The sequence below is a fragment of the Paenibacillus sp. F4 genome, assembly GCF_002894905.1.
GTDB classification, from domain to species: domain Bacteria; phylum Bacillota; class Bacilli; order Paenibacillales; family Paenibacillaceae; genus Paenibacillus; species Paenibacillus polymyxa_B.
In genome coordinates this window covers 159,578-171,465 of sequence record NZ_POVS01000014.1, presented here as the reverse complement: position 1 = coordinate 171,465, position 11,888 = coordinate 159,578, and the positions used below count along the sequence as shown (strand labels likewise).

General features: G+C 47.6%; 11 protein-coding genes. 10 read left to right on the top strand and 1 reads right to left on the bottom strand.

Translation table 11 applies throughout. The features are described 5' to 3' along the window. Positions 1-3 precede the first annotated feature (3 nt). From C1T21_RS16000 to C1T21_RS15950, 10 genes are all read left to right on the top strand, one after another. Positions 4-615 (top strand): hypothetical protein, encoded by a 612-nt coding sequence (locus tag C1T21_RS16000; RefSeq protein WP_103048946.1) that lies wholly within the window; start codon positions 4-6, stop codon positions 613-615. 50 nt (positions 616-665) lie between these two features. Beyond that, on the top strand, positions 666-932 hold the full coding sequence (locus C1T21_RS15995) for a hypothetical protein (RefSeq protein ID WP_103048945.1): 267 nt from the start codon (positions 666-668) through the stop codon (positions 930-932). Between the two features lie 82 nt (positions 933-1,014). Then, positions 1,015-1,461, top strand: coding sequence for a phage holin family protein (locus C1T21_RS15990; RefSeq protein WP_103048944.1), 447 nt, complete (start codon positions 1,015-1,017; stop codon positions 1,459-1,461). A 167-nt stretch (positions 1,462-1,628) separates the two neighbouring features. Further along, positions 1,629-2,594 (top strand): glycoside hydrolase family 25 protein, encoded by a 966-nt coding sequence (locus C1T21_RS15985; protein ID WP_103048943.1) that lies wholly within the window; start codon positions 1,629-1,631, stop codon positions 2,592-2,594. A gap of 841 nt (positions 2,595-3,435) precedes the next feature. Beyond that, positions 3,436-5,091 carry an ABC transporter substrate-binding protein gene (locus tag C1T21_RS15975; RefSeq protein ID WP_103048941.1) on the top strand — a complete coding sequence of 552 codons (1,656 nt, stop codon included), beginning with the start codon at positions 3,436-3,438 and terminating at the stop codon, positions 5,089-5,091. Between the two features lie 29 nt (positions 5,092-5,120). Next, positions 5,121-6,125, top strand: coding sequence for an ABC transporter permease (locus C1T21_RS15970; protein WP_069291317.1), 1,005 nt, complete (start codon positions 5,121-5,123; stop codon positions 6,123-6,125). A 35-nt stretch (positions 6,126-6,160) separates the two neighbouring features. Next, positions 6,161-7,072 carry a nickel transporter permease gene (gene nikC / locus C1T21_RS15965; RefSeq protein ID WP_103048940.1) on the top strand — a complete coding sequence of 304 codons (912 nt, stop codon included), beginning with the start codon at positions 6,161-6,163 and terminating at the stop codon, positions 7,070-7,072. 229 nt (positions 7,073-7,301) lie between these two features. Then, the gene (locus C1T21_RS15960; protein ID WP_103048939.1) at positions 7,302-8,717 is read left to right on the top strand and encodes a deoxyguanosinetriphosphate triphosphohydrolase family protein; all 1,416 of its coding nucleotides are present in this window, start codon (positions 7,302-7,304) and stop codon (positions 8,715-8,717) included. A gap of 69 nt (positions 8,718-8,786) precedes the next feature. Beyond that, a complete protein-coding gene (locus tag C1T21_RS15955) occupies positions 8,787-9,731 on the top strand; it encodes an MsnO8 family LLM class oxidoreductase (protein ID WP_103048938.1) in 945 nt (314 codons plus the stop codon). A gap of 13 nt (positions 9,732-9,744) precedes the next feature. Beyond that, the gene (locus C1T21_RS15950) at positions 9,745-10,731 is read left to right on the top strand and encodes a TRM11 family SAM-dependent methyltransferase (protein WP_103048937.1); all 987 of its coding nucleotides are present in this window, start codon (positions 9,745-9,747) and stop codon (positions 10,729-10,731) included. Positions 10,732-10,735: 4 nt separating this feature from the next. Here the strand turns inward: C1T21_RS15950 and C1T21_RS15945 are convergent, their stop codons facing one another. After that, a complete protein-coding gene (locus C1T21_RS15945; RefSeq protein WP_103048936.1) occupies positions 10,736-11,692 on the bottom strand; it encodes a D-2-hydroxyacid dehydrogenase in 957 nt (318 codons plus the stop codon). Between the last annotated feature and the right edge of the window lie 196 nt (positions 11,693-11,888).

The following is an 11,888-nucleotide window of genomic DNA, read 5'->3' as shown; positions in this document are numbered from 1 at the left end:
ACCATGAAAGCAGTACCTAAAGTAAATATTGAAGGCCTCTATCTGGAGGACGAGTTAGTGGACGATGCCTTTTCGGGTGTCGTCCCTTTTTATACTGCATCTTCACTCACGCTATCTAATACAGACCAGCAGCAAGACACTTATGAGCTTACTGCCGATAGTTCGAGTGCTAGAGATGAAGCAAATTCCGAAACTATCCCTGCTGGCTACACGGTAGCAATTCCAGTGCCACCGGGTCTATATCATCCTCGTTTTGACATCCAAGGTTGGCTGATTTATCAAGCAGAATATGCAGAGAAGCTAGTTGAAGCACAAAACGCATACGAGCAGTTGAGCAAGGAATCTCATGCTTCATTTCAGAAGCTGCATGAAGAATGGCAGAGCAAGCCGGAACACGAACGTGGGGACGAACCTATATATTCTGCTCCGGCTTTTACGGCTCCAGAACGAAGAGACCCGACGACATTTTGGAGTGAAGGATTAAGTGCTGAAGCAATTGAGGAACTGACACAAAAAGCGGAACAACAGCCAAGCGAGACAGACCAGTTAAAGCAGCGTATTGCAGATCTCGAAGTAACACTGACCCAGCTCATGCTTGGTAGCACAGGAAAATAACGTGTACTGACCATTATATATTTTTATATAAAAGAGGTGAAGTCATAACTATGACGGCTTTAACAGAGGCTCAATTGCGTATTTGTGCTCATGCTTGCATCACCCGCTATGAGCGTGGAGAAGGTGATATCGCAACCATTCTGGGAAGCTACGCTCTAAATGAAAAGCAACGTGAACAAGTAATGAAGATTATTTTATCCAAGCGTTCTGATCTGGTAACGGGCAACGTAGATGATTCGTCATCAACCGATGCTTTGAATGAACAGGAAGAAACGGTTAAATGGTATAACTCTATTTTCCGTAAGAAAACAGTATAGAGAACAAAACTAATGGTTTTGAATGCCCTTGGATCAACCAAGGGCATTCATTTTACACCTTGTTTCAAAAGGGGGAACAAATATGCATGAAAAAATCGATCAGATTTGGCTGGGGTTTTCCACGGGGACCCTGATCGGTTATTTTTTCGGAGGGTGGACGACGATGCTAACGTTGTTGTTATGGATGGTCGTGATCGACTTTTTTACCGGATGGGCTGCGGCCTGGATTAACGGAGAATTGAAAAGCCGAGACGGCTATTACGGTATTTTTCGCAAGGTTACAGTGTTTTTGATGATTACGGTGGCTCATCTGATCGACGGTATTCTGGGGGATGCACATTACTTCCGGGATGCCGTCGTTTTCTTTTATTTGGCGAATGAGCTGTTGTCCATTATTGAAAATGTGGGCAGAATGGGGGTGCCGATGCCGGATATTTTGCGGAATGCGGTAGCTATTTTTGAATCCAAGTCGAGCGGGGAAAAGAAAAAGCCAGCAGACCCTTCTGACAGAGGGGATAAAGCTTCATAAAAGTGTCATCCTTAACTCAGTACAAGGATAGCAGTGGCGGAATCCACTTTTACCCTATTTTCGGCACAAAGATGGAAAAGCCCGGACCGTTTCAGTGGTCCAAGCATATGGATAATCAAGACATAGATGGGATACTTGATCACAAATAGATAAGGAGGGGACGCCTTATGCAAAATCGCAGCCCTAACGCTGCCGAAGGCATTGACGTGTCCCGATACCAGGGAACGATAGATTGGAAACGTGTACGAGCCGATGGTAAATCGTTTGCCTTTATTAAAGCGAGTCAAGGACAGCGTTACGTCGATCCGACATTTATCACGAATGCAAAAGGGATCAAGACAGCCGGGCTCTTGCTGGGAGCTTACCATTTTGTAGATGCCACAAGTGTAAACGCAGCAAAAGCGGAAGCCAGGCATTTCGCAGAGGTGCTGGATCAGGTGGGTGGTGCGAAAGCGCTGGACTTGCCAGCGGTGATGGATTATGAAAATAATCCGGGAGGGCTTAGCTCGGCCGCGATTCATGAGGTTGCGTTGGCATTTTTAGCGGAATTTGAACGGGTAAGCGGCCGTAAGCCGATGGTATATACAGGGAATGCTTTTGCAGCCCATTTCAAAGCCCCATTGGGTAGTTATAAGCTGTGGATTGCTCGTTATAGTACACGAGTGCCCAGCGATACCACGGCATGGAAGCGCTGGGACTTTTGGCAATACAGCGATAGTGGACGGGTTGATGGAATTCAAGGGCCGGTTGACCTGAATGTATACGCCGGAACAGAGGCCGAGCTACGCCAAGCATTTGCAGGAGAAAAGGGGGATGAGCCAATGACAGCAGAGGAAAAAGCGGCATTTAAGGCCCTGCAGCAGCAGGTCGCCGCCCTTGAAAACAGCAAAGATGTGCTCAAGCAGACGTTGAATGAACAAAGCGCTTATATTAAAAAGGTGGATCAGCGGGTAGCTGAGCTGGAGGCACGTCAGGCTATGCCTGTACCGACCTGGGCGAAGGAAGCGATGGCTGCCGCTGTTGCGTTTAATCCGGTAAGCCCGATTGTGGATGCGAAACTGCCAAGCAGTTACGATTTTTATCGCTTACTGGTCATACTGAACCGTCTGGGTGTGTTTAAAACAACTAAATGATCTTTTGCAATCTTATACCCGGAAGGTATTATTTTCATGTGAACCAAGCCATACACCTGAAACATAAATTGACAGGCGGTTCAAAGGCAACCGCCTGCACTTATTGTAAAGTAATGTTCTTCATAATTTCTACATAAGCTGAACTCGAACGCTTTAAAAGTGTGAATCATTGGGTGAAAATGCAGCATGTCTACCAGCCCGATCGAGCTGTAAAGGCCCCTGTATGTTTGTTTATTTCAGAACATACCTGGAAATTGGGATATAAAGGATGGGAATTGTATTGTAAGGGGGAAATGTTCACGCATAAAGTGCCTGGCGATCATTTCTCTATCGTAAAAGGAGCCCAAGCCGTGACTGTAGGTTTGGTGCTGAATACATTTTTGAGGTAAGATTATGCTCCTGCTTGGAGGTTTAAGACCCCAAGCAGGAGTATTTATTTGATATGATCGTGTAAGTTGGTTTGTAATATTAATTGACATGATGTATAAAAACATATGGTAATGTATGAAAAACCCCCTTGTATGCTTCCAGATTTTATAGTAAAGTATCCAATAATCAACTTTGTTTAAGCATAATATTCACTGTTTGTGAGTATATATCACACTTTCACCACGACCTAACATACTCCTCTTTCTATTTATTACATCACATCTATTCATTACCCTATATCATCTCTTACACCACTAGATTATGAACACTTCTGTCCTACTACACCTATTTGATGAACTCGGAACTTGGGACCACAGCTTGAGGACAAGCTTGTCATGTCAATCCAAAGGAATTGGCATTCATCCGGTATCAACGAATTAACAATATATAAGGTGTGAAAGGGGTTTGCTGCATGAGCAAAAAGTATGCAAAACACAAAATCTGGACCGTTCTGCTGGTGCTTGCGCTAGGAGCTGTTTTGGCGCTTTCCGGTTGTGGGGGATCAGGTGAAGGAGCAAAGCCAGAGGGAGGGAAAACACCAAGCGGAGCAGGAGAGGGTGTGCAGGACACGCTCATTTATGGACGCGGCGGAGATTCCGTGGCGCTAGATCCTGCCATTGTGACTGAAAGCGAGTCGCTAAAAATCGGAATGCAAGTGTTCGACACACTGCTGGAATATAAGGAAAATACAACGGAGATCCAACCGAGGCTTGCAGAGAGCTGGGAAGTATCACCGGATGGACTGGTCTATACGTTCAAGCTGCGTCAGGGTGTGAAATTCCATGACGGAAGTGACTTTAACGCAGAAGCGGTTGTGTTTAACTTTGACCGCTGGGCTGATCCGAAAAGTCCATACAAATTTGAAGGTGACTCGTTTGACTATTATGATTCTATGTTCGGTCCTGAAGGAAGTAGGGTGATTAAGGAGGTTAAAGTGGTAGATGCGAACAGCGTCCAGTTTACACTAAACAAGCCGCAGGCGCCGTTTTTACAAAATATCGCTATGCCATCCTTTAGTATTTCAAGTCCCAAGGCTATTCAGGAGAAAAAGGCTGATTTCAAGAGTAATCCGGTCGGCACGGGTCCTTTTGTATTTAAGGAATGGAAACGCAACGATACCATCACGCTGGAGAAGAATCCAAACTATTGGAAAGAGGGGCAGCCGAAGCTGGCAAAGATCATTGTTCGTTCCATACCCGACAATACCGCGAGATTTAATGCTCTGCAAAACGGGGAAATTGACCTGATGGAGGATTTGAACCCGGATGATGCAAAGCAGTTAGACGGTAATAGCGAATTGGTGAAAATTGAACGTCCCTCCTTTAATGTGGCGTACATTGGCTTTAATTTAAAGAAAAAAACCTTCAATAATCCCAAGGTGCGGCAGGCACTGAATCACGCAGTGAACAAGCAGGCCATTATTGATGCATTGTTTGCAGGGCAGGCTAAGCCTGCGGTCAATCCGATGCCACCTACGTTATGGGGGTACAACGATAGTATTCAGGACTACGCCTATGATCTGGATAAGGCTAAATCTTTGCTGGCGGAAGCGGGCTTTCCTAACGGGCTTCCCGAGCCTTTAACCTTCTATGCAATGCCGGTATCTCGTCCTTATATGCCTGATGGCAAAAAGGTGGCAGAGGCTATTCAAGCTGACTTTGAAAAAATAGGCGTCAAAGTAAACATTCAATCCCCGGAATGGGCTACGTATCTGGATGATGTTAAGGCGGGGAAAAAGGATGATCTGTATATGCTGGGATGGAACGGGGATAATGGTGACCCGGATAATTTCCTTTATACATTGCTGGACAAGGATACGATTCCAGGCAATAACCGTAGTTTTTATGTGAATGAGGAACTCCACAAAATATTGGTGAAGGCGCAGGTTGAGGTCGATCAGGACAAGCGTGCGGAACTGTATAAACAAGCACAAGTGATTATTAAACAGGATGCGCCGTGGATTCCATTGGTTCACAGCACACCGCTGATGGCAGGTAAAGCGAACCTCAAGGGTTTTGTACCTTCTCCGGCAGGTATGGAAGCGTACGGAAATATTTATTTTGAATAGCCCAAACGCAAGTAGGCGGTGAATCTGATATGAACTCATATATTGTGAAAAGACTGGCTATATTGATTCCTGTATTACTGGGCATGACGCTCATCGTATTTTCGATTATTCATGCCATTCCGGGAGATCCGGCGGAAACCATACTAGGAGACAAGGCTACGGAACAGTCCAAGCAGGCGCTACGCGAGCAATTGGGGCTGAATAAGCCGTGGTTACAGCAATATGGGACTTATTTAGGTGAGCTGGCACAAGGGGACTTGGGCGATTCCATTCGCACCAAGCAGCCGATTGCCCGGGAAATGGTCCCTTATCTGGCGGCTACACTGGAGTTGACAGTAGCAAGCATGTTTTTTGCCGTTGTAGTCGGAATGAATGCCGGCATCGTGAGTGCCTGGAAGCGAAATTCCTGGTTTGACTATGTCAGCATGGTCATTGCACTGGTCGGAGTATCGATGCCGATTTTTTGGCTGGGCTTGATGGAGCAGTGGATCTTTGCAAATAAACTGCATTGGCTTCCTTCCATCGGACGCATGAATTCCCGTGATCCGGTGGAAGCTGTGACACATTTAGCCGTGATTGATGCGTTCATAGGTGGGCGTATGGATCAGGTATGGACCGTCATCAAGCATTTGATCCTGCCCAGTATCGCACTTGGAACGATTCCAATGGCGGTCATTGCGCGCATTACTCGTTCCAGCATGCTGGAGGTTATGGATGCGGACTATATCCGTACGGCTCGGGCGAAGGGGCTGGCATCTTTTCAAGTTGTGTACAAACATGCGCTTAAAAATGCTGCGATCCCCGTACTTACTGTCATCGGTCTTCAGACTGGATCACTACTGGGAGGCGCGGTACTGACAGAAACCATTTTTGCCTGGCCCGGCATCGGACGGTACATTTTTGAAGCGATCAGCTCGCGTGACTATCCGGTTATTCAAAGCGGAATTCTGATCATTGCGTTCCTGTTCGTCATCATTAATCTGATTGTCGATTTGCTGTACGCGGTGCTCGACCGGCGTATCCGTTATCAGTAATCAAGTCGTCAATTGTTCAAGGGGGAGCTTGTCCGATGTCACAATTTTCAATGGAACCCAACAACATACCGACGACACGCAGCACATTGGCGCATTTGCCTGTCGTGACTGGCCCTTGGAGAGACGCATGGAGGGCTTTTCGTCACAATAAAATGGCGTTCGTCGGCCTGAGCATTATTATCTTCTTTGTCATCATTGCTTTGATCGCGCCGTGGATTGCACCTTTTGACTATAAAGAGCAAAATTTGGTGAGCCGTTTGCAGCCTCCTTCTGCGGAGCATTGGTTCGGTACAGATGATCTCGGTCGAGATTTACTGACTCGCACGCTGTATGGAGCTAGAATCTCGTTGTGGGTCGGTTTCTTGTCTGTTATTGGTTCAATGATTGTAGGAACAGCCTTAGGTTTAATCGCAGGATTTTACGGAAAATGGGCAGATATGGCCATCTCGCGGCTATTCGACATTTTACTGGCATTTCCGGGGATTTTGCTGGCCATTGCTATTGTGGCCATTCTAGGGCCTTCATTGGAAAATGCGTTGTACGCCATTGCCATTGTCAATGTACCAACGTATGGACGGTTAGTTCGCTCTAAGGTGCTGAGTGTCAAAACGGAGGAGTATATCACTTCTGCTAGAGCGCTTGGAGCCAATAATACACGAATCATACTCCGCTATATTTTGCCTAACAGCCTGACACCAATCATCGTACAGGGAACGTTGGGGATCGGAACGGCCATCATTGAAGCGGCAGCGCTTGGATTTCTGGGCTTGGGTGCACAACCTCCTGAGCCAGAGTGGGGTAAAATGTTGTCCGATTCGCGGCAATATATCCAGAACGCGCCGTGGACAGTTATCTTTCCGGGGATATCTATCATGCTGACCGTATTGGGCTTTAACCTGATGGGGGACGGCCTGAGGGATGTATTGGACCCGAGGGCGAAGCGTTAGAGCAAAAGTGGTGAGGTATATAAAGTTGAGTAAAGAGGTGTTCTCTGGCCTGAAGCAAATGGCTGGGGAACACTTTTTTATGTGACATTTTTCGTATTGGAGTAGAAAGCACCATCCGACTGCGCAGTGGCGCTAAAAGTAACTTTTACAGCTGAAAGTCATGTGAACTTTCCTGAGGCGCGAAAAAAATGTATAATCACTCCAATTGAGTACGTAGGGAGTGGGCTTTATGACATGGCAGGACAAGAGAGAGCATCGGCAATTTGCGGAACAGACACGAAGCGACGCTTCACGGGCCGCATATGAACGGGACTACTCCCGTTTGATCCATTCACCGACTTTCCGTCGGTTGCAGGGTAAATCACAGGTGTTTGGCGCAGGCACGGGCGATTATTACCGCACACGACTGACGCATTCTTTGGAGGTAGCGCAAATTGCGCGTGAAGCATCACGAAGCTTACTGCGCCGCCATCCCGAAGTAGAGCTGGAACAGGCAGATAACGCAGGACTGATCATTGACCCTGAGGTGGTAGAATGTGCTTCCATTGCACATGACTTTGGGCATCCACCGTTCGGACACAAGGGAGAAGAGGTGCTCGACGGGATTTTGGATCAACTGATTGAAACAAAGGTAGAAAAGATATCCTCTGCCGGAGGCTTCACACCGGAGTCTAAGCGTGGACAGGAGGCCTATGCGCGTGAGCGACGAATTTATGAGCATTTTGAAGGGAACGCGCACAATTTCCGGCTGATTATGTTTTTGGAAAAGCGTGAGAACGTGGATGGTTTGAATTTGTCGGACGCTGTGTTATTGGGGATCAACAAATACCCGTACCCGGGGATTCTGAACAAAAAAGGGTTGTACCTGCATGAGTGGGAATACATACGTTCCATCCGCGAGGATTGGGGTATCCCTGATGGTAAAAAGACGCTGGAAGCCCAGCTAATGGACCTGTGCGACGATATCGCTTATTCTGCGCATGATCTGGAGGATGGGATTAAGGCTGGGAAAATCGAGGTGCACGAGCATTTCTTATATGATCCTTATTTAATTCGTCTGATTACGGAGAAAATCACCACGTTGGAGGATAGCTTCTGGCAAGGCTGGCAACTGGCTCAGATTGAGCAGAAGGTAGCGGCTGTGCTGAGCGAATTTTTGAAGGTGTGGAACGGCAAGATGCCGATGTGTGAACACGATTATTCCCGTACCCGCCGTGAAGTGAAGGCATACTGGGTCAGCCTGTTTGTCAGCAGCTTGGGTGTAATTGATGATGGAAATTGGAAAAAGGTGACCTTCGTACGGGAAGGAAACGAAGATTTGGATATGCTGCGCACTGTGAGTGTGTTGAAAAGCTTTGCTTGGGTTACGATGATCCGCGATCTGCGCGTACAGCGACTGCAAAAACGGAGTGAGTGGATGCTCAGACGGCTGTGGTTAGCTTTTCTAGACCCGGAAACGTCCAAATCTATTATTCCAAGCGACTGGCTCCAGCGCTATGAGCGCGACCAAGCCAAGGCGAAACCGATCTGGACATGGGAGCATATGGTCATAGACTATATTGCAGGCATGACCGATGCTTTTGCTGAAAAAATTTATAATGAGTTATACGGCTTGAAGGTGGGTTCCATTTATGATCTGGATTGACCTTTAAATTACCCCTATATAGTAGAAGGAACTGGTTTGTAATGGATAGCAGGAGGGAGGAATGTGTCTATGCAATCTCAGTCTTTATCTATAAAAAGGTTGAATCTCGGTGTGCTCGATATGGTGCCGTTGCTGCCCGGTAACCGTCCGGAGCAGGCGGTTCAACGAGCTGGTGAACTAGCGAGACAGGCAGAAGCATGGGGATATACACGCTACTGGACCTCGGAGCACCATGATATGGAGGGGCTGGCTTCCTCCAGCCCGGAAGTGCTGCTGTCGCATATCGGGGCGGTGACGAAGACAATCAAACTGGGTGCGGGTGCTATTTTGCTCCCGCATTATAGTCCAGTCAAGGTCGCGGAATGGTTTCATCTGCTGGCCGCTCTATATCCCGGCAGAGTCGAATTGGGCCTGGGGAGAGCACCTGGTGGGGGACCTCATGCTTCGATGGCACTGAGCGGTAATTTTCTTCAACATGTGACGGAGCTGCCGCAGACGATGGAAGCTCTATTGGCTTTGCTGGAAGGCACATACGAATATGAACAGGTGCCTGTGTTTGCCCGGCCGATGCCTGAACAGCCGCCAGCAGTGTGGATGCTGGGTACAAACCGAAAAAGTGCCGAATATGCCGCCCAGTATTCAACAGGCTATGTATTCGGTCAGTTTATGAGTGAACAGCAAACGGAAGAAATGCTAAGCATTTACCGCTCCAGCTTTCAGCCATCCAACCGGATGGACAAGCCCCGTACCATGGTGGCTGTAGGAGCAGTATGTGCCTTGACGAATGAACTGGCGCAGCAATGGGCTGCTCAGATTTCATTGGGCGACCCGGCAATGCGAGCCAGCTGGCTAGTGGGAACGCCGTCGGATATTGCCGAACGGTTACGCGGCTTGCAGATTAAATATGATAATGATGAGTTTCTGTTGGTCACACCGATTCCCGATTATGAGCAGCGGCTTCACTCCTACCGTCTAATAGCGGAGGCCGTAAATTCTAGCCTTGATTCCAAATGAAAAGAGATATGACATGAATAAACAGAAAACGAATATCGATGAAATGAAACCAAGCTACGTCTATACCTATGCGTGTCATGAAACAGAGCGTGAGTTGTGTCTTTTGGAATTGAAATGCTTGTTCGGTCAGCCGCCCGTGCAGGATTCCATCCTATTGTCCCATCGGCGGCTGGAGCCGGGGACGAGCCCGTTTATTCATCTTCGGCTGGATGTAATGACAGATGCGGGAACGCTTGAAGAGCTATGCGAAGCAGCTTCTATGTTACAACTTGAGGAAGGAAAGACTTTCAAGGTGTTGTGCCTTAAAGAAGGTGACCATGAGGCCGACTACGACGAGCGGCGCGGGATCGAACGCCGAATGGGTGCACGCATTCATGGGCAGGCGCAAATGAAGACACCGGATGTGACCCTTGGTGTTATTCGGATAGGAGAACGGTGGCTACTGGGCATGTGTCAGTATAGCGACAGATCGTGGCAGGAGCGTCGTCAGAAGCCGCAAAATTATTCTACTGGACTACCCGTTCTGGTAGCCAGAGCACTTGTGAATTTGGCAGCAACTGATCTAACAGTAGCAAAGGGAGAGTCAGGATCATTGAAACTGCTAGACCCGTGTTGTGGTATGGGCAATGTAATGATTGAGGCATTGAGTATGGGAAAGGATATTCGGGGTTGTGACATCAACCCGTTGGCGGTGTGTGGGGCACGAGTGAATTTGCGTCATTTTGGATATGAAGAAGATCTAGTGAAGCTCGGGGATATGAATATGCTAGAAGGCACATACGATGCGGCCATATTGGATATGCCCTATAACCTGTGCTCCGTGCTCCCGGCTGATGAACAAAAGAAGATGCTGCGCAGTCTGAGACGCTTGGCCGCGCGGGCAGTGGTCGTGAGCACGGAGCCGATGGAAACATTGTTATCCGAGTCAGGCTGGACCCTTACGGAGCAATGCCGCATACATAAGACAGGTATGAGTCGGGAAATCTGGATCTGTAAGTAGTGTATTAATACTGAGTTTTGTAGTTAACCAAATTCAGCGGTAACTCCTGATCAGCGGCATAGGCATTCAAATTAGTAAGAAAAATATCCACCGCCCGTTCGGCATATTTGTCCGTATCGCCTGCAATATGCGGTGTGATCAAGACATGGTCCAGACTCCATAGCGGATGTGAAGCAGGTAGCGGTTCTTCCTCGAATACATCCAGTCCGGCAAAGGCAATATGCTTTTGTTCCAAAGAGCGTACAAGCGCATCCGTATGAACGGTGCCACCGCGACCTACATTAATGAAGAAGGCTCCCTTACGCATAGCTGCAAATGCTTTTTCGTCAAAGAAGTGATGGGTTTCCTCGGTGAATGGCAATATATTTACCACGATATCCGCTGTTCCCAATGCTTCGTGTAGTTGTTCGTTAGTATACATGTGCTCTACATGGGGGGCTTCCTTGCCAGAACGGCGGACTCCGATCACCCGCATGCCAAAGGCTTCTGCAATCCGCGCTGTTTCGCGGCCAATTTCGCCAACGCCTGTAATCAATAGCGTTTTACCACGTAATTCCGTCAGTTGGCCTTTCGGTGGCTGCCATGTTTTCTGACGTTGCAAGAGAGCTGCTTGCTGTAAATAACGTGTATGCGATAGCAGCATGCCAAAGATCTGCTCTGTAATTGGAATGGCATGGACACCACTTGTATTCGTTAGTAAAATGTTACGCTTCTCCAATTCGGTAAGCGGTAGCTTATCAATCCCGGCCGACCAGGTTTGTATCCACTTCAGCTTGCTGTCTGGATGTAATGCCTCTTCGGCAATATGCTTGGACCAGCCTAGAATAACCTCGGCCTCCCGGATTTGTTTAGACTCCAATTCCTGAGCTTTGCCAATAATCAACTCGTAGTCCGGAGCCGTTGCACGAACTTGTTTTTTTTGCTCTTCCGTAAGTTGATGTAAGCTTAAAATGTTTCCCATAGTTCATAGCCTCCTCGATTTTTGATTCCTTGGAGTTTCCAATATATTCTGGCGAACCATCCTTTCAAGAATAACAGATTGCCGAAAAAATTGCATAAGAAGGGTAAAAACGAGCTCGCAGTGTCACTATATATAACAACAAATGGCTTTACCCTGATCAGGGACAATCCAAACAGCTACTTTTTGAGATATCCGC